Origin of the sequence: Mesorhizobium sp. WSM3866 (genome assembly GCF_002294795.1) — a bacterium.
In the GTDB taxonomy this organism is placed as follows: Bacteria; Pseudomonadota; Alphaproteobacteria; order Rhizobiales; family Rhizobiaceae; genus Mesorhizobium.
On the sequence record NZ_NSGC01000002.1, the window covers coordinates 484,075 to 505,746 of the forward strand.

Below are 21,672 nucleotides of genomic sequence, written 5' to 3' on the forward strand. Positions count from 1 at the left end.
ATTCAGTCAACCCGGGCGCGCGGCTGCCGCAGCAATCAGAGCCCGCCACTGCTGCCGCCTTCAGGACTGGTCTGGCCGCCGGTGCTGCCCCCGCTGCCCTCACCACTTTGGCCGCCGCCGGACCCCGAATGATCGCCGCTACTGCCGCGCCAGGGCGCCGGTCCGGTATCGGTCTGAGGTGGTTTGACCACTGTCGGGACTGTCACCGTCGGCGTCTTCGGCGCGGGTGTGCGGACAACCTTTACCTTGGTGACTATTTTCGTCACGACCTTGGGCTTGCACACTGCGACCGTTAAGGTGCTGCGCGCGGGAAGGCCGAGAATGCTCATCGAATATGCCTCTTGCCGCGCGATGCCGGCTTTGAGGAAAGCCAAGGCGCGGGCCTCGTCGGCGGGCACGCCGTTGCGGCCATCCTTGAAGATCACGGCGAGATCGTTCATCGCGTTGACGTGCCCCATGGCCGCCGCCTTGAGCAGCAGGTCCAATCCCTTGCCGGTATTCTGCTCGACGTCGACACCATTGAACAAGGCTCGCCCCCAAGCGGCCATCGCATAGGGGTCTCCCTTGTCGGATGCTTCTGAATAGAAGCTGATCGCTTTCGCGGAGTCCGCGGCCAGTCCTATTCCGGACGAAGCGATATGGCCGAGCTCGAACATGGCGCGGACGTGCCCCCTGTCGGCAGCTTCCTGGATAGCTTTCCTGGCCTCGTCGACCTTGCCGGACGCCAGCAGCGCCCGCCCAAGCTCGTAGCGAAACCGAGCGACGTCGGGGTAGGCCTTCACCGCCGCCTGGCAGGCCTCAGCGGCCTCGCCGGCGATCTCGTTCTGCAAACGGCCGGGCGCGACGCCCTGCAGGTCGAGCGGTGCGCCCGCCGCCTGGTCGCAGGGGTCGACGCTTGGCGACAGCTTCATCATCGCTGCCTTGGACGCGTTGCCGCCGCGGATTTGGAAGCCAATCTGGACCGGAGCAGCCGAGCCGATCTGCGGCTCGTAACGCAAATTATCGACTTCACCGGCCATCAGGCTGGAATCCGGAGACAGGGTCCGGTCCGGCAGCGACAGAGTTCCCGTTGCCGGATAGCTTGCAAGCTTCAGGCTGAGCGCGGGGTCGTTGCTCGGGAAATCGAGCTTCAGCGGAACCGGACCGACGCCAACCGGGATGCTGATATCGCGATTTGCGATCGCCTCGGCGGCGCCGGTGATGTGGATGCCGCTCTCCGGATCCGGCTGCTCCTGCTTGGCCGTGACCTCCTGACCCTCGGCGTCATCGTGGCGCATCAGCACCACCTCGTCGACCAGCGAGGAATTCTCCCACGGAACCTGCTTGCCGTTGGTGGCTTTGACCACGTCGCGGCGAACCGCCGCCATCACCGTGCGGATTTCCTGGTTGGGCGCCAACGCGTGGCGCGAAAAGGCAGATGAGAACGGGCTGAGGGCACCGCGCCCGTCATAGGCGACCGCGCCTGGCTCGGTGGCGAAGGCAATCAGCGTGTTCAGTGAGCTCTTCACCTGCGCAAGGCCGGCGTCGCCCGCGACGATCAGCTGGTCCCTCAGCCAGTAATCCTGGCGGGGGAAAGGATTGTTCCGGCAGGCGTCGAGGATGATCACCTGGATCTTCGCTTTCGAGCGCAATTGCTCCAGCACGTCGTCAAGCTTGATCGCCTGGACCTCGATGTCGGCGGCATCCTTCAGCGACGCGTCGACGGGGATCAGGAAATTCTCGCCCCCGATCTGAAAACCGTGGCCGGAATAGTAGACGACGGCCAGATCCGCACCGTCCGCCGCGGCGAGATAGTTGCGGAACCGCTCCTCGAACTGAAGCTTGGTCAAGTCCTTTGCGACGAACACGTCGAAGCCGGCCAGCCGGAACGTGTTCGCGACGTCCTGAGCATCTTTGTCCGGGTTTTTGAGAGCCGGAATATTTCGGTATTCGGCATTGCCGATGACCAAGGCAACCCTCCGATCGGCGTGAGCCTCGAACGCGGTGAAGCACACGAGAACCAGGGCTGCAAGGAACGCGCAGCATCGCAGCATGGCAAACCCCCATCCGCTAAAGTTGGTGCAGTCAGGAAGACAGTTTACGCCGCGAGGGTCTGTTAAAGAATTCACAATCCATGGCTACGGATGCAGAAAGCCGCCGGGATGGCTGACTGATAGTCTCCTGGCGACTTCGAGCCGCTGCCTTGGCTTTCAGGCGGCTTCCGCCAGGAATTCGGGGTTCTGCTTCACCAGCGCCGCCCGCAGCTTTTCCATGGCGCGGGCTTCGATCTGGCGGACGCGTTCCTTGGAGATGCCGAGCGCCTCGCCAAGCGATTCCAGGGTGGCGCCGTCGTCGCTCAGGCGGCGCTCCTCGATGATGCGCAGCTCGCGCGCATTGAGCGCGCCGAGCGCGCTCTTCAGCCAGACCGCGCGGCGCTCGACGTCTATCGTTTCGCCGACGACCTCGTCGGGAAGCGGATCCTCCGAGACCAGGAAATCCATCCGCTCGGCGGCGCCGTTCTCATCGGCAAGCGGGGTGTTGAGGGAGCTGTCGGGGGCCGAAAGACGCGAATCCATCATCGCCACGTCGGCTTCCGGCACGCCGAGCGCGGCCGAAACCTCGCGGTAAAGCGAGGCATTGGAGAGCGGCTCGGCGCCGTTGGCAAGCCGCGCGCGCAGCCGCCTCAGATTGAAGAACAGCGCCTTCTGCGCGGAGCTGGTGCCGCCGCGCACGATCGACCAGTTGCGCAGGATATAATCCTGCATCGAGGCGCGGATCCACCAGGTGGCATAGGTCGAGAAACGGACTTCGCGGGCGGGCTCGAAGCGGGCAGCCGCTTCCAGCAGGCCGACATGGCCTTCCTGAATGAGGTCGCCGAGCGGCAAACCGTAGTGGCGGAATTTGGAAGCCATCGAAATCACCAGCCGCATATGGGCGACGGTGATCAGATGCAGCGCGTCCTGATCCTTTTTTTCCCTCCAGCGTATGGCCAGGAGATGCTCCTCGTCGCGCTCGAGATAGGGAGCCTTCATTGCCGCCCGGACCAGTGTCCGTCCTGCCACATCCTCGATCATGCCGGCTCCTTTGGCGGTCGTTGCACTGGATGACGGTTGAAATGACGTCGCAGCGCCCTACAACAGCCAGCAACGTGCCAGAAGCGCGAATGGTTCCGTAGTGCCGGCGGATGCATATGCCTGCCGAAAACGTTTCTGTTATCGATCCGTGAGGCTTGGCTTGGCGGATTTTTCGCTGGTTTTGAGAACTGGATTTCGGGAACGGTCGATTTTTGAAATCTGGTTCCTTATTTCTTGAGGTTCCATCTGCCAGTTTGCGGCTCTCACCATGCGCCGGGGCACCGGTCAAAACGGGATCACAGAAAAATGAAATGGCTCAAATCGCTTCTCGTCGCCGGAACGCTGCAGGTTCTGGCAGTCACAGCCGGTCATGCCGGCGCCAATCTCGACCAGATCAAGCAGGCGGGCGTGATCAAGGTCGGCACGGAGGGCACCTACGCGCCCTTCACCTATCATGACGAATCCGGCGCCCTGGTCGGCTTCGACGTGGAGATCGCCAAGGCGATCGCCGAGAAGCTCGGCGTCAAGGTGCAGTTTCTCGAGGGCAAGTGGGACGGCCTGATCGCGGGGCTCGACGCCAACCGCTACGACGCCGTCATCAACGAGGTCGGCATCACCGACGCGCGCAAGGCCAAGTATGATTTCTCAGATCCCTACATCGCCTCCAAGGCGGTGCTGATCGTGCGCGGCGACAACAGCGACATCAAGACATTCGCGGATCTCAAGGGCAAGAAGGCGGCGCAGTCGCTGACCTCGAATTTCGGCAAGCTCGCCGAGAAGAACGGCGCCGAATTGGTCGGCACCGACGGCTTCGACCAGTCGATCCAGCTGCTGCTCACCGGTCGCGCCGACGCCACCATCAACGACAGCCTGTCCTTCCTCGATTTCAAGAAGCACAAGCCCGACGCCAATGTGAAGATCGCCGCGCAGGAAGAGAATGCCGACTATTCCGGTGTCATCGTGCGCAAGGGCGATCCGGAACTGGTGGCGGCGATCAACAAGGCGCTGGCCGACATCAAGGCCGACGGCACCTACAAGAAGATTGCCGACACATATTTCGGCCAGGACGTCTCGCAGTAAGCCCAATCATCCCTTTGCTTGAGTTCCGGCGGGCCGTCTTTGACGGCCCGCCGATTTTTACCTGATAGTCGCTCGGCATGCGGCCAGAGGGCCGCAGCGTCCGGAAAGGAGAAGGGCTCCGTGCCGCACTGGTTGCAATTGATGCTGGAGTCGCTGCCGACGCTGCTATGGGCGGCACTGATCTTCACCGTGCCGCTGACGCTGCTGTCCTTCGCCTTGGGGCTTATGGCCGGGCTGGTGACGGCGCTGATCAGGCTGTTCGGCCCGAAAGCGCTGGTCGCGCTTGTGCGCTTCTATGTCTGGATCTTTCGCGGCACGCCGCTCCTGGTGCAGCTCTTCCTGATCTTCTACGGCCTGCCGTCGGTGGGCATCCTGCTCGATGCCTTTCCCGCAGCGCTGATCGGCTTCACGCTCAATATCGGCGCCTACACGTCGGAGATCATCCGCGCCGTCATCGGCTCGGTGCCGAAAGGGCAGTGGGAGGCCTCCTATTCGATCGGCATGACCTGGAGCCAGGCGATGCGGCGCACGATCCTTCCGCAAGCGGGCCGCGTCGCGGTGCCGCCGCTCTCCAATACGTTCATATCGCTGGTCAAGGACACCTCGCTCGCGGCGGCAATAACGGTGCCCGAAATGTTCCAGGCTGCGCAGCGCATCGTCGCCACCACTTACGAGCCGCTGATCCTCTATGTCGAGGCGGCGGCGCTCTATCTGGCGATGAGCTCGGTGCTGTCGGCTCTGCAGGCGCGGCTGGAGGTGCGGCTCAACCGCTATGGCGGCTTCCTGGAGGCCAATGCATGATCGGCCTCACCAACATCGAGAAGCGCTTCGGCGACAATCTTGTCCTGAAAGGTGTCACCGTCAGCATCGACGAAGGCACCGTCACGGCGCTGGTCGGGCCTTCGGGCGGCGGAAAAAGCACGCTCTTGCGCTGCATCAACCTCTTGGAAATTCCGACCTCGGGCACTTTGCGCATCGGCGACGAGACGCTGGAATTTCGGCCGGGCACCAAAGTACCGGCAGCGGACATCCAGCGCGTGCGGCTGCAGACCGGCATGGTGTTTCAGAGCTTTCAGCTCTTTCCGCATCGCACCGCGATCGAGAATGTCATGGAAGGGCTGGTGACGGTGCTGAAATGGCCGCAGGCGCGGGCGCGCGAGCGGGCGATGGCGCTGCTCGAGAAGGTCGGCATGGCGCATAAGGCCGATGCTTGGCCGGTGACTCTGTCAGGCGGCCAGCAGCAGCGCGTTGCGATCGCCCGGGCGCTGGCGCCGTCGCCGCGCGTGCTGCTTTGCGACGAGCCGACCTCGGCGCTCGATCCGGAGCTAGCGCAGGAAGTGGTCGACGTGCTGGGTCAGCTGGCCCGCGAGGGCACCACCATGGTGATGGCCACGCATGATCTGAGACTTGCCTCCAAGATCGCGCAGGAGGTCGTGTTCCTCGATGCCGGCTCGATCGTCGAGAAGGGCCCGGCTTCGATCGTGTTCGACAATCCCGAGCGCGAGCGGACCAAGCGCTTCATCGCCTCGCTGCGGCAGGAGGAAGCGCGGAAGGAAGGCGGGGGCGGGGGATCAGGTACGATTTCTTCATAAGTTGGCGCTGCCCCTCATTGCTCTGCCGGGCATATCTCCGCGTATAGTGACGGGAGAAAGGACGCTTCCATCAGAGAGTTCGCCTATCGCCAACGTTTCAGAATGGGCGCCAACGACGCCGTCATCTCGCTTCTCCCCGTTCACTATACGGGAGAAGGTGCCGGCAGGCGGATGAGGGCAGCACCGACCTTCCGATATTGCGCGCAACAAAAAACCCGGCGCAAGGCCGGGTTCTTCGTTGTTCGGCAGGCGAATGCTCAGGCAGCTTCTTCCTGCTCGGCTTCCTCGTTGTCGGCCTTGGCGCCGCGCTTCGGACCCTTGTTGAGGTTGACCTCGATGAGGCGAACCGCCTCGGTCTCCGACATGCGGTTGACGGCGGCGATCTCGCGAGCCATGCGGTCGAGCGCGGCTTCGTAGAGCTGGCGCTCGGAATAGGACTGCTCCGGCTGGTTGTCGGCGCGATAGAGGTCGCGCACCACTTCCGAGATCGAGATCAGGTCGCCGGAATTGATCTTGGCATCATACTCCTGCGCGCGACGCGACCACATCGTGCGCTTGATGCGGGCGCGGCCCTGCACGACCTTCAGCGCGCGATCGACATAATCCTCTTCCGAGAGCTTGCGCATGCCGATAGAGGTCGCCTTGGCGACCGGCACCTTAAGCCTCATCTTGTCCTTCTGGAAATCGATGACGAACAGCTCCAGCTTGTGACCCGCGACTTCCTGCTCGTCGATGGCCACGATCTGGCCGACGCCATGCGCCGGGTAAACGATAAACTCACCGGTCTTGAACCCGTGACGGGCCGCGGTGGACTTCTTCTGCGGGGTGATCGTTGCCATTACGCCCTGAACTCCTTAGTTGTAGCGCCGGCATGGCGGCGCCGGCTGAACTCAGACGATCGGCGGAAGCCGATCTTTAGCCGCACAACAAGTGAACTCACCGGAATAAGCCGGGACCGACAAACCGCACGAATGCGATTGCCTGCCCCAGATCGCTCTGGTCCGGATTTGAAAAGTTCACCTTTCAGTGATTTGGGGCGTTAGCGCCATAAATCGACGTTGTGTCACCGGCATGTTTCGCGGATATAACACAAAAAGTCGGAAGAATCAAGGTTTTGCTGCATTCGCTAACGCCATGGGCCATCGCTGGCTGTCAAGACAGCAATTGTATCGGCTCGCTTACGTCGGGTCATGCCGGCTTGCCCGGCCCGGCCTTCAGTCGCCTTCGCCGGGCTCCGGCGAGAAATACTTCTCGAACTTCCCGGCCTCGCCGTCGAAGTTCTTGGCGTCGGCCGGCGGCTCTTTCTTGGCAGTGATGTTGGGCCATTTCTCCGCGTATTCGGAATTGACCTGCAACCATTTGTCGAGCCCGGACTCGGTGTCCGGCTTGATCGCGTCGGCCGGGCATTCCGGCTCGCACACGCCGCAGTCGATGCACTCGTCAGGATGGATGACGAGCATGTTCTCGCCTTCGTAGAAACAGTCGACCGGACAGACCTCGATGCAGTCCATGTATTTGCATTTTATGCAATTGTCGGTCACGACATAGGTCATCGCAGGCTCCGGGACGTCCCGTATTTGCTGGGCTTTTTTGGTGAGGTAACGCCTTTGCCCGCCGCTTGCAAGGGCAGGACTTCCCGCCTGAGCCGGCATCGCGGAAAGGAATTCCGCGCGCCTGCCGCGACGAGGTTCCGTCGTATCTTCTAGTCCTCGCCGAGCAGCCGGTCCGTCTGCCGCCGCTGCCGCTTGGTCGGACGGCCGGTGCCGGCCTCGCGCAGCGCCGGAATGGCGTCAGGAACCGCCTCGCCCTTGGCCGTCGGCGACGGCGACATATCCTCGTAAAGCAGCCGCGCCTCGTCGGCAGGACCACGCCGGGCGCCAGGCCCAAGCACCTTCCAGACAAGGATTCGGCGGTCGAGCGTGATGGTCAGAACATCGCCGGCCTTGACCAGATCGGAGGCCTGCGCTGCTTTGTCGCGATTGATGCGGACGCGCCCGGCAATGACGAGCTTCGCCGCCAGCGACCGGGATTTCACCGCACGCGAGAAGAACAACCATTTGTCGATGCGCTGGCGGCCTTCTCCAACCATCGCGACCGGCCGAGGCTATTTCTTCAGCTGGTCGCGCAAGGCGGCGAGCTTGGCAAAGGGTGAATCCGGATCGAAGCGCTGCGGACGCTCCTCGCGCGGCTTGCTCTGGAAGGTCGGCTTGCTGCCGCCTGCGGCATTGCCCTTGCCGTCCTGCCTGTTGCCTTTCCAGTCCGGCCGGCCCTCGCGGCGGCCCCCCTCGTGGCGATCGGCACGCTCGCCCTGAGGCCTGCCTTCGCGCCGTTCGCCGCCTTCGCGTTCCGGTCTCGGCTTGAACTTCGAGCGGTCGAAGCGCGGCTTGCCGGCCCCGTCGCGCTGGTCGCGGCGGCCCTCACGGGCTGGCCGATCGCCGGCCTGGCCACCCGTGGCACCCGCCTGGCCATCGCCTGCCGCCTGGCCGTTGCGCGGACGATTGTCGCGGCGATTGTCATGGCGGTGGCGCGGGCGCGAATGGTCGAAGCGCGCCTGCCGCCACAGCAGGATCGGCTTCTGCTCTTCCGGCTCGGCGGAGGGCTCTGCGCCTTCACCACTTTCGCCCTCGTGGGGAGCGCCGGCGTCGCCGGTGTTGGTGCCGCCTGCATCGTTGGCGCCGTGACCCCCACCCGCGTCGCTTCGCGCAATGACCTCCGCCATCGAGGCGGAGGGGGAGGCGTCGGCGCTTTCAGCCGACCCAAGCACTGCTGCCGCGTCCACCGCTGCGGCGGCCTCCATAGGCGGAGTCTCTTCCGCGACCGCAGCCGACGCTTCCGCCGGGTCTTTCGCGTCAGGCTCCGTCGCGGCTTCCGCGATGGCTTCGGCAGGAACTACAGCGGCAGCCGGCTCGGATCCCTCGACCGTTGCCTCTGCAACCGTGTCTGTTGCCACGGCGTGCGCCTCTGCCGCCTGTGCAGCACGCGCAGCCTCTTCCGCCGCAAGCTTCGCAGCCGCGGCCTCGCGGGCGGCATTGTCCAGCGCGTCGAGCTTGGCCTTCACCTCCGCCGCCGGCTTCGGTTCGGCGCGATAGCCAAGGCCTTTGAGGATCTCTTCCATGTCGTCGGCGGTGGCGCCGAGGATCGACATCATGGGCGGCGTCACCATGAAGGCGTGGCCGTCATAGGCGCCGTCGGGTCGCTGGCCGAGGCCGGGCTTCCAGTTGGTCGCGGGGCGAATGAGATCGGCCAGCCGCTCTAGGATATCGACGCGTACGGCGCGGCGGCCGAGATTGCGATAGCCGGCGAGCTTGTAGAACGTCTTGTCGAAAGCAGGATCGATCACCACCGAGGTGCGGCCCGATGCCAGCGCATGCACCACGTCGCCGAAGCCTGGCTTGTCCTTGCCGTCGCTCTTAAGCGCCCAGAGCAGCGTCACCAGCCCGGCAGGCGCCGGCTTGATCAGCGCCGGCACGAAGACGTGGTAGGCACCGAAGCGGACGCCAATACGCCGCAGCGCCGCGCGGCCTTCCTGGTCGAGCGACTTCATTTCCTCGGCGATGTCGCGGCGGTTGATGAGACCGAAATGCTCGATGAGCTGGAAGGCGATGCCGCGCGCGATGCCGGTGAGCTGCTCGGCATTCTTCAAATCGACCAGCGGCTTCAAGAGCGACTCGATCTGGAAATTGACGAAACGCTCGGCGCGCGCCGCGACCTTGTCGCGGGCAGGGCCGGTGAGCTGCTCGTCGGCAAGCAGCACAAGGCGCGGCTTCAAGGCCTCGTCGCCGGCAACCAGGGTGCCGATCGGCGCGCCGATCCAGCGCAGGACACCGTCCGAGCCCAATGCCAGATCGCCGTTGGCGCAGGCGGCGAAGCGCTCGGCGCGCGCCTCGAACTCAGCCGCGAGCGCCTTCTGGGCAGCGGTGCGCACCGCCTTGGCGTCCTCGCCGCCGGCGCTCTGGTCGGCGGTGAAGCGGAATCCCTGCAGCTCGCCGACGTGATGGCCTTCAACGAGCACGGTTCCGGTTGGGCTGATTTCAGCTTCAGGCATGGTATTTTCTCTAAGGCGCCGCATGAGGACGGAAGTCCTGCGGTCTACGAAGCGTTTCGTCAACCGCTCATGCAGCGCATCCGACAATCTGTCTTCGATTTCGCGCGTCTTTTCCTGCCAGTGTAGCTGATCGGCCAGCCAGCCCGGTCGGTTGGAGACGAAGGTCCAGGTGCGGATCTGGGCGATCCGGTGCGACAGCGTGTCGATATCACCATCCGTGGTGTCGGCCCGCCGCACCTGCTCGGCCATGTAATTCTCATCGACATGGCCATGGCGTGCAAGGTCCATATAGATCGAGGCGATGAGGTCGGCATGCTGGGCGGGCGCGATCTTGCGGTAGTCCGGCAGCGCGCAGGCCTCCCACAGCAGCGCCACGCGCTCCCTGCCGGTGGCTAGCGTCCTGATGTCGGCGTCGCGCGACAAATGTTCCAGCGCCTGGGCGTCGACCGCCGGCAATGCTCGGGTCAGCCCTTCGACCGGCGCGTTGGTCTCGATCGAGCGTTTCAGGGCATCGAGGCTGGCAAAATCGAAATCGGCGGTGCGCCACTGCAGCACCTTCACCGGGTCGAAATCGTGCCCCTCGATCTTCTTGACCAGATCCTCGTCGAACGGATCGACCTGGCCGGTGACGCCGAAGGTGCCGTCGCGCAGGTGTCGGCCGGCACGCCCCGCGATCTGGCCTAGCTCGGCGGCGGTCAGGTTGCGGTATTGGTAGCCGTCGAACTTGCGGTTCTGGGCGAAGGCGACGTGCTCGAGGTCGAGGTTCAGGCCCATGCCGATGGCATCGGTGGCGACCAGATAGTCGACGTCGCCCGACTGGAAGATCTCCACCTGGGCATTGCGGGTGCGGGGACTGAGCGCGCCGAGAACGACGGCAGCACCGCCCTGCTGGCGGCGGATCAATTCGGCGATGGCATAGACCTCGTCGGCGGAGAAGGCGACGATCGCCGTGCGCCGCGGCAGGCGGGTGAGCTTCTTCGAGCCGGCATAGGCAAGATGCGACAGCCGCGGCCGCGTCACCACCGAGACGCCCTTCAGCAGGCGTTGCAGGATGCCGTGCATGGTGGCGGCGCCCAGAAGCAGCGTCTCCTGGCGGCCGCGCAGATGCAAGATGCGGTCGGTGAAGATGTGGCCGCGTTCGAGGTCGCCGGCGAGCTGCACCTCGTCGATGGCGACGAAGGCGGCATCGGTCTCTCGCGGCATCGCCTCCACGGTGCAGACGGAATATCTCGCGCTCGCCGGCACGATCTTCTCTTCGCCGGTGATCAGCGCCACCTTGCTGGCGCCGACCTTCTCGCAGACGCGTGTATAGACCTCGCGGGCAAGGAGCCTCAGCGGCAGACCGATGATGCCGGTGTCGTGCGCCACCATGCGCTCGATGGCGAGATGGGTCTTGCCGGTGTTGGTGGGGCCGAGCACGGCCGTCACGTCGCGGCCGGAAAGGATCAGCGGCTGGGAGGGTTTCGGCTGGATATTCATCGGCTCGGAAATGAGGCTTTCTGCCGCTTGTTGTCGGGGACGCGGCGGTGCCGCCGCGTGTGACAGGGCACACATAGGGATTTCAGACGCGAAGCGAAAGCGGAATGTTCTCATCAACAGATGGCGCGACGACAGGCAAGGTCAAAATCCGCGGTCGATTAACCGTTGGAACGAGTCTGGAACGAATCGGCGACGAATCACTGACTCACTCTGATTCAGGTTTTGTTCACGGCTATATGTGGATTTTTTGGCCATGAGTCTCACCACATGCTGAATCTGTGAACTGGCCCGTTTCGTGCTTGGCTCGCGCTGGTTCCGGAGCGTCGTTAACCTTTGCGGAGGAGCGACCGCGACGGACTCGAGCGCGGCCGCCAACATTGTGAAATGGTTGATCTTTCCTAATCGTCGTTAACCTTTTTCGCGCTGTTTCCGGCGTGGCCCGTTAACTTTTCGGCCAAAGCCGGAACGAATCGGCGACGAATCAGCGATCTGCAAAAATTCCCGGTTTGTTCACCCCTAGATATGGTGTTGTCCACAGCTTGTGCACCGAAAAATTCACAGCATGTGAACCGGGTTTCCACAGGGCGCGGGGAGGCCGTTAAGTATTGCGTGCCAAATTGAGGCATGCCCACCCGGTGCCGCCGGAGCGCAGACAAAAACAGGCGGCCCGTTTGCGGCGGGCCGCCCGCCATCGGTGTCAGAAGAGTTCAGCCGAATAAGATCTCAGGCGAAATACTGGCCGCCATTGGCGCTTATCGTCGAGCCGGTGATGAAGCCTGCGTCTTCCGAGGCGAGGAAGACGACGCAGCGCGCAATGTCCTCCGGCTCGCCGAGACGGCCGACCGGGATCTGAGCGATGATCGATTCCCGCACTTTTTCCGGCACGGCCATGACCATGTCGGTGGCGATGTAGCCGGGGCAAACAACGTTGACGGTGATGCCGGCGCGGGCGCCTTCCTGGGCAAGCGCCTTGGTGAAGCCGATGTCGCCGGCTTTCGAGGCCGAATAATTGACCTGGCCCATCTGGCCTTTCTGGCCGTTGATCGAGGAGATGGTGATGACGCGGCCGAACTTCCTATCGCGCATGCCGTTCCATAGCGGATGCGTCATGTTGAAGACGCCGGAAAGGTTGGTGTCGATGACCTCCTTCCACTGCTCGCGGGTCATCTTGTGGAACATGGTGTCGCGGGTGATGCCGGCATTGTTGACCAGCACCGAGACCGGACCGAGATCAGCCTCGACTTGGGCGATGCCGGCGGCGCAAGCGTCATAATCGGCGACCGACCATTTGTAGACGGGGATGCCGGTCTCGGCCTTGAATTTCTGGGCCGCCTCGTCATTGCCGGCATAGTTCGCGGCGACCGAATAGCCGGCATTCTTCAGGGCCACCGATATCGCCGCACCGATGCCGCGCGATCCGCCCGTGACGATTGCTACCTTGCTCATGCATTTCCTCCCTTTGGTCGGGAGAGCGAATAGGGAGTGGCGAACAGCGAGTAGGGATCCGATAGCCCGTCGTGCAACGCCATTTCCCCCTATTCGCTACCCCCCATTCGCTATTCGCTCAGTTCGCCATTCGCTCAGTTCAAGGCTTCCACACACATCGCAACGCCCATGCCGCCGCCGATGCAAAGCGTCGCGAGGCCCTTCTTTGCGCCGCGGCGGCGCATCTCGTAGACCAGCGTGTTGAACACGCGGGCGCCCGAGGCGCCGATCGGATGGCCGATGGCGATGGCGCCGCCATTGACGTTGACGATCGAGGGATCCCAGCCCATGCCCTTGTTGACGGCGCAGGCCTGCGCGGCGAAGGCCTCGTTGGCCTCGACGAGATCGAGGTCCTTGGCCGACCAGCCGGCCTTCTCCAGCGCCCGCTTCGACGCCGGGATCGGGCCGGTGCCCATGATCGCCGGATCGACGCCGGCGGTCGCCCAGGAGGCGATGCGGACCAGTGGGGTGATGCCGCGCCTGGCAGCCTCGGCCTCGCTCATCAGCAGCGCGCCGGCGGCTCCGTCATTGATGCCCGAAGCATTGGCGGCGGTGACGGTGCCGTCCTTGTCGAAGGCCGGCTTCAGCTTGGTCATGGCATCCAGCGTAGCGCCGTGGCGGATGTATTCGTCCTGGTCGACGATGGTGTCGCCCTTCTTGCCCTTGATGGTGACGGCGACGATCTCGTCCTTGAACTTACCGGCCTTCTGTGCCGCCTCGGCCTTGTTTTGCGAGGCCAGCGCGAACTCGTCCTGGACTTCGCGGGTGATCTGGAACTGACGAGCGACGTTCTCGGCGGTGTTGCCCATATGGTAGCCGTTGAAGGCATCCCATAGGCCGTCCTTGATCATGGTATCGATCATCTTGTAGTCGCCCATCTTGACGCCAGCGCGCAGGTGCTGGGCGTGCGGCGACAGCGACATCGATTCCTGGCCGCCGGCGACGATCACCTTGGCGTCGCCGGTGGCGATCTGCTGCATGCCGAGCGCAATGGCCCTCAAGCCCGAGCCGCAAACCTGGTTGAGGCCCCAAGCAGTCGTCTCCTTGGGCAGACCGGCATTGACGGAAGCCTGGCGGGCCGGGTTCTGGCCCTGAGCGGCGGTCAGCACCTGACCGAGGATGACTTCGTCCACCTCCGCCGGATCGACCTTGGCACGCGCGAGCAATTCCTTGATGACGACCGCGCCGAGCTCGTGCGCGGGCGTGGTGGCGAAACTGCCGTTGAAGGAGCCGACTGCTGTGCGGGCTGCGCTGGCGACGACGATTGAATTGGAAGCGGACATTTTCTTCTCCAGGCTTCGAGGTGTCGTTAGGCTATCCTTGGAGACTTTCTTGCCCGTTCAAGCACCTGAGTCAAACCGGAAATCGGCATGGCCGCCATGCGCGGCAAGCAAGTCGAGCGCTTATCGTGACGGCGTGGCCATCGCGCTGCAGCACAATTTGGCCCGCCCTTTCGGCATTAATTGATGCCGCACTGCACAAACCGCTTGGAATTGTGACGCTTTTGCGCATATCCTCGACAAATGGCGCAATCGTTACCGGCCGCTTACTGTGAACGCGCCGGTATCCTGGGGAGGATACGGATGGCCGCAAAAGACGACCCGATCGTCATCAAGAAGTACGCCAACCGCCGGCTCTACAACACCGGCACCAGCACCTATGTGACGCTCGAAGATCTGGCCGAGATGGTCAAGAAGGGCGAAGAATTCACCGTGCAGGACGCCAAGACCGGCGACGACATCACGCATCCGGTGCTGACCCAGATCATCTTCGAGCTGGAGAACAAGGACGGGCAGAACATGCTGCCGATCCCGTTTCTGCGCCAGCTGATCTCCTTCTACGGCGACCAGATGCAGATGATCGTGCCGAGCTTCCTCGAACAGTCGATGATCGCCTTCTCCAAGGAGCAGGAGCGCTTCCGCGAGCAGCTGAAGGGCGCCTTCGGCAAGGCACCGATCGACATGATGAAGACGCCGATGAAGGCGCTGGAGGAACAGACGCGGCGCAACGTCGAGATGTTTCAGAACGCGATGCGCATGTTCACGCCGTTCCCGTCGGGCGGCCCCAATTCCGCGGCGCCCGCCGAGCCGCCGAAGAAGGACGAGAAATCCGACGACCTGCAGGAATTGAAGGCGCAGATCGCCGCCATGCAGCGCAAGCTCGACACCATGTCGTGACGGCTAGCCGTCAGGTGTTCCTGCAGGGCCGTCATAGCGGGCTCGCGGCCTGATCGGCCTGTTGCTCGTCACCTGCTCGATGGCATGCGCCGTCCAGCCGATGCTGCGACCGAGCGCGAACAGGCGAAAGGGCGCGTCGGCGGGGAGATTGAGGCTGCGCGTCAGCGCGGCCAGCGCGAAGTCGACATTCGGGCGCATGCCGGTCGCGGCAAGGACGGCGTCGCGCAGATGAAGCAGATCGTCAGCGATGTCAAGGTCGGGCAGCAGAGCCTCGGCGCGCGGATCGCCTTCGGGATAGAGCTGATGGCCGAAGCCGGGCAGCGGCCGGTCGTGGGCCAGCCAGCGCGCGATCGTCTCGTCCGGCCCGAGCCGCTCGGCATCCTCGACCAGCGCGATGGCCGCGGCGCCGGCGCCGCCATGACGCGGGCCGGTAAGGGCAGCGAGCCCGGCAAGCAGGCAGGCCACGATCGGCGCGCCGGTCGAAGCGGCGACGCGTGCGGCGAAGGTCGAGGCGTTGAGCTCGTGATCGGCCAAAAGCACCAGCGCCTTGCGGATGAGATCGGCACCGGCAGCGTCGACCGACCAGCCGCGCGCCAGCCTTTCATGCACCGGCTCCGCCCCCGGGCTTGCACCGAGTGACGTCGCGAGCACGCTGGTGGCGCTGGCGCCATCCTGCTGCAGCATGCCCGGCCTGCGGCCGAGCGAAGGCCGGCCAGCCGCGGCAAGCGCCGACAATCTTGCAAAGGCCGTCGGGGTGCCGCTCTCGCGAACGATCGAAGCGGTCAGCGACGCGAAGGATATCGCGGTGCCGGATGCCCAAAGCAGGCTTGCTGCATCTTCCAGCGTCGCTGTCGCGGCAAGCGCAACGGCATCCTTGCCGCGATAAACGAGGCGGCCATGCAGCACGGTCGAGATGGCGGTGGTGATCGCTGGCTCGCCCCAGGCGATGGCGCTTTCGGCGATCGCCCGGGGGCTGCGCCCGCGCGCCCGGCGGGTGGCGAGCGCGGCTATGTCGTCGGCTCGATACTGGCTGCGGCGCGGATCTGCCCCGTCGGGCCGCATGCCGATGCGGCCGCGGCTGACATAGGCGTAAAGCGTCTGCGGCCGGACCTTGAGCCGCGCCAGCGCTTCCTCCCGCGTCAGCCATTCGGACAAGTTCGCACCGCCTCATATTGATTCAGTTGATCAAGATTGATGCGTTGATTGTAGAGCATTAACTGCAGTGCACAAAGGGTCAAGGAGACAGTCATGGCAAATGGGCTCGATGATGTTGTGGCGGCGGAGACGGTTCTTTCCGATGTCGACGGCGCGGGCGGCCATCTCACCATCCGAGGCCATTCGTTGACGGAACTCGCCGGGCACTGGCGCTACGGCCAGGTGGTCCGCCTGTTGTTCGACGGGTCCTTCGACGAGCTTCCCGGCGACAGCGAGCTGGAGAAGGCGATCGGCAATGCGCGTGTCGAGGTTTTCGAGCGGCTGCAGCCGATGCTCGCTGAACTTCCAGCGCTCGATGTCTACAGCGGCATGCGCGCCGGCATCGCCCTGCTGCCCGACGGCGACTCGCTCGCCGACGCGCTCCGGCTGATCGCGGCGCCGGCGGCGCTAACCCCGGCCCTGCTGCGGCTCGGACGCGGCGAGAAGCCTGTTCCTCCGGACGCACGCGCCGATCATGCGACCGACATGCTGCGAATGCTCTCCGGTACGGCCTCGCCGGCGCTTGCCAAGGCGCTCGATACGTATCTGGTGACGGTCTGCGACCATGGGCTCAATGCCTCGACCTTCGCAACGCGGGTGGTGGCGTCGACGCAGGCGGGCTTGACCTCGGCGATCCTGGCCGGGCTCGGCGCGCTCAAAGGCCCGCTGCATGGCGGCGCGCCGGGGCCGGTGATCGAGATGCTCGACGCGATCGAGGCGAGCGGCGACGCGGCCGCCTGGCTGCGAAACGAGATCGCGCGCGGCGAGCGCATCATGGGCTTCGGCCATCGCATCTACCGCGTGCGCGACCCACGTGCCGACGTGCTGAAAGCCGTCGTGCGGCGGCTGGGCACACGTTATGAGACCGGCAGCCGGCTGGCCTTCGCCGAGACGGTGGAACAGGCGGCACTCGACGTGCTCAGGGTCGCCAAGCCGCAACGCTCGATCCAGACCAATGTCGAATTCTATACCGCGCTCCTGCTCGAAGCCGCGGGCTTCCCGAAGGAGGCGTTCTCCAACGTCTTTGCCGCCGGCCGCGTCGCCGGCTGGATTGCGCATGCGCGCGAGCAGCAGGCGACCGGACGCCTGATCCGGCCGCAGTCGCGCTATGTCGGGCCGGTGCCCGATCTCGTCGCCTGACGCCGCGAGCAAACCCCAATGCAATACTCCGCGTCCGGCAGCGGACAGTTTTTTCATGAGCGAAATTTCACCCGATCACGCTTGTGTGCTCGTGTTCTTGCCTTGGTCCGTCCTTATATGCTGCGCTGCAACATAGGCTGACGGCAGCGGTCCCGCTCCAATGACGCAGGGGCAGGCCGGCACATCGAGACAAGGAACGCCATGGCGAAGAACGGCAAGGCGGGGGACAAGAAGAAGATCAACATCGCGCTTCAGGGCGGCGGTTCGCACGGCGCCTTCTCCTGGGGCGTGCTCGATCGTCTGCTCGAAGACGGGCGGCTTGAGATCGCTGCCGTGTCCGGCACCAGCGCCGGCGCGATGAATGCGGTGGCGCTGGCCGACGGCTTCGTGCGCGGCGGCGTCGAGGGCGCGCGCACAAAGCTCGATGATTTCTGGCGTGCTGTGGCCTCGAAGGGGCGGTTCAGCCCGGTGCAACGGATGCCGTGGGACGTGGTCTGGGGGAACTGGTCGATCGAGAACACGCCCGGCTATTTCTTCTTCGACACCATGTCGCGGGTCTTCTCGCCCTACGTCGCCAATCCGCTCGGCCTCAACCCGCTGCGCGATGTGGTCGAGAAGGAGATCGACTTCGGCAACGTGCACGCCTGCAAGTCGATGGAGCTCTTCATTTCGGCGACCAATGTCGAGACCGGGCAGTTGCGCGTCTTCTCGGATGGCGAGATCGACATCGACACGGTGATGGCGTCGGCCTGCCTGCCGCAATTGTTCCGCGCCGTCGAGGTCAAGGGCGTGCCCTATTGGGATGGGGGCTATGGCGGCAATCCGGCGCTCTATCCGTTCTTCAAGACTGCGGCGACCGAGGACGTGCTGCTCGTGCAGATCAACCCGGTGGTGCGCGAAGGCACGCCGAAGAGTGCCAACGAGATCCAGAACCGCATCGACGAGATCACCTTCAATGCCGGGCTGCTGCGCGAATTCCGCTCGATCGCCTTCGTCAAGGAACTGATCGCGGCGGACGCCTGCCGCATGGCGAATACCGCGACATCCGCATGCACCGCATCGATGCCGACGAGGCTTTCAAGGATCTGTCGGCCTCGTCCAAGGTCAACGCCGAATGGGCCTTCCTCGCCTATCTGCGGGACCTTGGCCGCAGTGCGGCCAGCGACTGGCTGGAGGAAAACTACGACGCGGTCGGCAGCCGAGCGACGCTCGACCTCTCGGGCGAGCTCGACGACGGCTTCAAGCCGATGCGCGGCCCGGCCCCGGGCCGGCGGGTCAAGGAATTCCTCGCCGCGCGCATCAAGCCAGAGTCAGCGCGCCGGCGAGCCTAGTCGCCCAACCCTGTCGCACGTTTCAGCAGGCGCTGAGGTTTCCCTTGCGGAACCGGCGATATGCTGGATTCACCTCCGTCGCGCGAGTAGTTTACCTCGACGTAAACGGGAGGTAGCGATGCTGCAGACCAGACAGAACTCTCTCGGGGTCAAGTTTGAGGCGCAGTGCAGGGCCTTCGAGAAGGACCCCTTTCCTGGCCTCGCAGTGCGCAAGGACCGGCTGAAGCGGCTGCTGGCGCTGACCGAAAAGCATGAAGCCGAGATCTGCACGGCGATCGACAGCGATTTCACTGGACGGGCGGCGCAGGAAACGCGGCTTGCGGAACTGTTCGTCGTTCGCGCCGGCATCAAGCACGCCATCCGGCATCTGCGCGGCTGGATGCGCGAGCGCCGCGTCGCCACCAGCCTGCCGTTCCTGCCGGGGCGCAACCGCCTTCTGCCGCAGCCGCTCGGGGTCGTCGGCATCGTCTCGCCCTGGAACTATCCGTTCCAGCTTGCCATCGCGCCGGCAACTGCCGCTCTAGCCGCCGGCAACCGGGTGCTGCTCAAGCCGTCCGAGCTGACGCCGAACTTTTCGGACCTGCTCGCCCGGTTGGTCGAAGAGCATTTTTCTTCCGACGAGATGAGCGTTGTGGTCGGCGATGCCGAAGTCGGCAAGACATTCGTGTCCATGCCTTTCGATCATCTCCTGTTCACCGGCTCCACCGCGGTCGGCCGGCAGGTGGCGCTAGCCGCGGCCGCCAATCTGACGCCGGTGACGCTCGAACTTGGCGGCAAGTCGCCGGCGATCTTCGATGCGTCGTGCGATCTCGACGCTGCGGTTGCGAGCGTCGCCTACGGCAAGCTCTTGAATGCCGGCCAGACCTGCATCGCACCAGACTATCTGATGGTCCCGCAAGGGCAAGGCGCGGCGATCGCCGCAAAACTTGCCGGCGCGATGGCGCAGCTCTATCCGCGCCTGGGCGACAATCCCGACTACACGGCCATCGTCAGCGAACGGCACCAGCGGCGCCTGAGCGACATGGTCGCCGAGGCGCGCGAAAGCGGCGCCGATGTCACCGAGGTCAATCCGGCAAATGAAAGGCTTGGCGTGAGCGACCGCAAGATGGCGCCGGTCCTGGTCAGGAACGCCGGCGAGAGTTTGCGGCTGATGCGCGAGGAAATCTTCGGGCCGGTGCTGCCGATCGTTGAATACGGCGCGGTAGATGAGGCAATCGATCACGTGAACCGCGGCGAGCGTCCGCTCGCCCTCTATTGGTTCGGCAAGAACAGCGCCAATCGCCAAAGGATCATGCGAGAAACCGTTGCCGGCGGCGTGACGATCAACGACAGCATGATGCATCTGGTGCAGGAACGGCAGCCATTCGGCGGCGTCGGCGAGAGCGGCATGGGCGCCTATCACGGCGGATGGGGCTTCCGCACCTTCAGCAAGGAAAAGCCGATCTTCGTCCAATCCAGGCTGAGTGCCGGGGCCCTGCTCAGGCCGCCTTATGGCCGGACGTTCGAGCGGCTGTTCCGCTTGCTCAACCTGATCACCTGATCGGATTTATTTTCGGATTGGGCGCGTCCTCTGATTGTCGCATGCCAATGCAACGGGTCATTTCGCAAAAAACTTCTTCATCATACTGACGCCTGCTGCCATTGAGTGTCCGATCGGCTGAAAAACCGGCCCCGATTGAGAAAAGCCAAGCAGTCCAGCATGTAAAACGCGGAAAAAACCAGCGCCCCGAGCTCGGCGGCGCAATAATCCATCAAAGTTTCTGACTGTTTTGCGCAACGGCTTTGCGGTAGAAGCGCGCTTCGCCGATCACGGCAAATTGAAGATGGCTCTGCGCGCCCCCATATCGGCCGCGCGCCCGGGGATCGAAACCGTCGACCTCGCCCAAGCCTGCAACGGAAAAAATGACGATGCCGAAAATCAGGTTTCACAAGCTTGCAGCCATTGCTGTGCTCATCGGATCCGCTGCCTGGATGGCAACGGGCGAGTTCTCGTCCGTGGGCAGCGCCGCCGATCACCAGAAGGAGGGAGGAGCAGGCAAAGCCGCGCAGTCCGGCGCCGAAAAGCCGAAGACGGTGGAGGCCGAGCCGAAGGCAGCATTGCGCACCGTCGCGGTGGTGACGCCGCCGCGCAAAACCTTCGCGCGGGCGATACGGATCTCGGGCCTGACCGAAGCCGACAAGCGCGCTGTGCTTGCTGTCCGCGTCGCCGGTGTCATCGACAAGCTCCCGGTCAAGCAGGGCGATCACGTCAAGACCGGCGACCTCGTGCTGATGCTTGCCGCCGAGGAGAAGCTCTCGAATGTCGATAATGCCAGGCAGCTGCTGGCGCAGCGCAAGGCCGAGCTCGACGCAGCCGAGCGGCTGGCCAAGACCGGGAACCTGCCCAAGCTGCAGCTCGACACTGCCCGCTCGAACCTGACGGCGGCGCAGTCCATGCTGGAGACGGCGCAGGCCGAACTCGACCGCAACGAAGTGAAGGCTCCCTTCGACGGCGTCATCGACCGCGTGCCGGTCGAGCTCGGCAGCTCGGTGATGCAGGGCGGCGAGGTGGCCACCATCCTCAAGCTCGACCCGGTGATCGCGCGCGGCGAGATCAGCGAGCGCGACCTGCGCTACATCAAGATCGGCGACCAGGCCAACGTGCGCCTTGTCAACGACCAGAAAGTCACCGGCACGGTGCGCTACATCAGCCGTGACGCCTCCTCGCAGACCCGCACCTTCCGTGTCGAGGTGGCGATCCCCAATGCCGACGGCTCCATCCCCGCCGGCATGACGGCCGAGATCACGCTCAGCGCCCAGCCGACCGATGCGGTCATGCTGCCGCGCTCGGTGGTGACGCTGGGCGACAAGGGCGACCTCGGCATCCGCGCCGTCGGCAAGGACGACAAGGTGGCGTTCTTCCCGATCGACCTCGTCGACGACACGCCGAAGGGCTTGGTGCTTGGCGGCATCCCGCAGGACGCGCGCATCATCGTCGCCGGCCAGGAACTGGTGAAGGAAGGCGATCTGGTGAAGCCGGTCGAGGCCGACCAGGCAACCATCAACAAGCTGATCAGTGAAGCCTCCGCCGGCACGCAATAGCGCGGCCGCAGCGCC

The 21,672-nt window shown here is 64.4% G+C and carries 16 protein-coding genes and 2 pseudogenes; 8 read left to right on the forward strand and 10 right to left on the reverse strand.

The annotated features are described in order from the left end of the window. Positions 1–35: 35 nt before the first annotated feature. Together CK222_RS06585 and CK222_RS06590 are read right to left on the reverse strand one after the other, a co-directional pair. Positions 36–1,949, reverse strand: coding sequence for a caspase family protein (locus CK222_RS06585; RefSeq protein WP_245432966.1), 1,914 nt, complete (start codon positions 1,947–1,949; stop codon positions 36–38). Positions 1,950–2,189: 240 nt separating this feature from the next. Continuing rightward, the gene (locus CK222_RS06590; RefSeq protein ID WP_067001865.1) at positions 2,190–3,053 is read right to left on the reverse strand and encodes an RNA polymerase factor sigma-32; all 864 of its coding nucleotides are present in this window, start codon (positions 3,051–3,053) and stop codon (positions 2,190–2,192) included. Positions 3,054–3,359: 306 nt separating this feature from the next. On the opposite strand from CK222_RS06590, the gene CK222_RS06595 reads away from it, so the two are divergent. The 3 genes from CK222_RS06595 (at position 3,360) to CK222_RS06605 (ending at position 5,725) form a co-directional block, all read left to right on the forward strand. After that, a complete protein-coding gene (locus CK222_RS06595; RefSeq protein ID WP_095778113.1) occupies positions 3,360–4,133 on the forward strand; it encodes an amino acid ABC transporter substrate-binding protein in 774 nt (257 codons plus the stop codon). A gap of 120 nt (positions 4,134–4,253) precedes the next feature. Continuing rightward, positions 4,254–4,934 (forward strand): ABC transporter permease subunit, encoded by a 681-nt coding sequence (locus CK222_RS06600; protein WP_095799781.1) that lies wholly within the window; start codon positions 4,254–4,256, stop codon positions 4,932–4,934. After that, the gene (locus tag CK222_RS06605; RefSeq protein ID WP_095799782.1) at positions 4,931–5,725 is read left to right on the forward strand and encodes an amino acid ABC transporter ATP-binding protein; all 795 of its coding nucleotides are present in this window, start codon (positions 4,931–4,933) and stop codon (positions 5,723–5,725) included. The genes CK222_RS06600 and CK222_RS06605 overlap by 4 nt, the downstream gene beginning before the upstream one ends. Before the next feature lie 257 nt (positions 5,726–5,982). Here CK222_RS06605 and CK222_RS06610 read toward each other — a convergent pair whose 3' ends face one another. The 6 genes from CK222_RS06610 to CK222_RS06635 all read right to left on the reverse strand — a co-directional run bounded on the left by CK222_RS06610 (position 5,983) and on the right by CK222_RS06635 (position 14,017). After that, positions 5,983–6,564: a CarD family transcriptional regulator gene (locus CK222_RS06610; RefSeq protein WP_040974338.1), complete on the reverse strand. Its 582-nt coding sequence runs from the start codon at positions 6,562–6,564 to the stop codon at positions 5,983–5,985. 375 nt (positions 6,565–6,939) lie between these two features. Then, positions 6,940–7,278, reverse strand: coding sequence for a ferredoxin FdxA (gene fdxA / locus CK222_RS06615; protein ID WP_067001876.1), 339 nt, complete (start codon positions 7,276–7,278; stop codon positions 6,940–6,942). 149 nt (positions 7,279–7,427) lie between these two features. Continuing rightward, on the reverse strand, positions 7,428–7,814 hold the full coding sequence (locus CK222_RS06620; RefSeq protein ID WP_095799783.1) for an RNA-binding S4 domain-containing protein: 387 nt from the start codon (positions 7,812–7,814) through the stop codon (positions 7,428–7,430). 15 nt (positions 7,815–7,829) lie between these two features. After that, positions 7,830–11,249 (reverse strand): helicase-related protein, encoded by a 3,420-nt coding sequence (locus CK222_RS06625; RefSeq protein ID WP_095799784.1) that lies wholly within the window; start codon positions 11,247–11,249, stop codon positions 7,830–7,832. Between the two features lie 723 nt (positions 11,250–11,972). Continuing rightward, positions 11,973–12,695 carry a beta-ketoacyl-ACP reductase gene (locus tag CK222_RS06630; protein ID WP_095799785.1) on the reverse strand — a complete coding sequence of 241 codons (723 nt, stop codon included), beginning with the start codon at positions 12,693–12,695 and terminating at the stop codon, positions 11,973–11,975. A gap of 134 nt (positions 12,696–12,829) precedes the next feature. Continuing rightward, on the reverse strand, positions 12,830–14,017 hold the full coding sequence (locus CK222_RS06635; RefSeq protein ID WP_095799786.1) for an acetyl-CoA C-acetyltransferase: 1,188 nt from the start codon (positions 14,015–14,017) through the stop codon (positions 12,830–12,832). 300 nt (positions 14,018–14,317) lie between these two features. Here CK222_RS06635 and phaR point away from each other — a divergent pair, with 300 nt between their 5' ends. Further along, a complete protein-coding gene (phaR, locus tag CK222_RS06640; RefSeq protein WP_095799787.1) occupies positions 14,318–14,911 on the forward strand; it encodes a polyhydroxyalkanoate synthesis repressor PhaR in 594 nt (197 codons plus the stop codon). A gap of 3 nt (positions 14,912–14,914) precedes the next feature. Here the strand turns inward: phaR and CK222_RS06645 are convergent, their stop codons facing one another. Continuing rightward, positions 14,915–16,066: a citrate/2-methylcitrate synthase gene (locus CK222_RS06645; protein ID WP_095799788.1), complete on the reverse strand. Its 1,152-nt coding sequence runs from the start codon at positions 16,064–16,066 to the stop codon at positions 14,915–14,917. 93 nt (positions 16,067–16,159) lie between these two features. On the opposite strand from CK222_RS06645, the gene CK222_RS06650 reads away from it, so the two are divergent. From CK222_RS06650 to CK222_RS06660, 3 genes and pseudogenes are all read left to right on the forward strand, one after another. Continuing rightward, positions 16,160–17,245 (forward strand): citrate synthase/methylcitrate synthase, encoded by a 1,086-nt coding sequence (locus tag CK222_RS06650; protein ID WP_095799789.1) that lies wholly within the window; start codon positions 16,160–16,162, stop codon positions 17,243–17,245. A 201-nt stretch (positions 17,246–17,446) separates the two neighbouring features. Then, positions 17,447–18,576, forward strand: a pseudogene (locus CK222_RS06655) (patatin-like phospholipase family protein). Between the two features lie 217 nt (positions 18,577–18,793). Further along, positions 18,794–20,116, forward strand: a pseudogene (locus tag CK222_RS06660) (coniferyl aldehyde dehydrogenase); the annotation flags it as partial. A gap of 211 nt (positions 20,117–20,327) precedes the next feature. Here the strand turns inward: CK222_RS06660 and CK222_RS33345 are convergent. Next, positions 20,328–20,462, reverse strand: a complete 135-nt coding sequence (locus tag CK222_RS33345; RefSeq protein ID WP_275955525.1) for a hypothetical protein — start codon at positions 20,460–20,462, stop codon at positions 20,328–20,330. A 22-nt stretch (positions 20,463–20,484) separates the two neighbouring features. Here CK222_RS33345 and CK222_RS06665 point away from each other — a divergent pair, with 22 nt between their 5' ends. After that, the gene (locus CK222_RS06665; protein WP_095799970.1) at positions 20,485–21,657 is read left to right on the forward strand and encodes an efflux RND transporter periplasmic adaptor subunit; all 1,173 of its coding nucleotides are present in this window, start codon (positions 20,485–20,487) and stop codon (positions 21,655–21,657) included. The last annotated feature ends 15 nt before the right edge of the window (positions 21,658–21,672 follow it).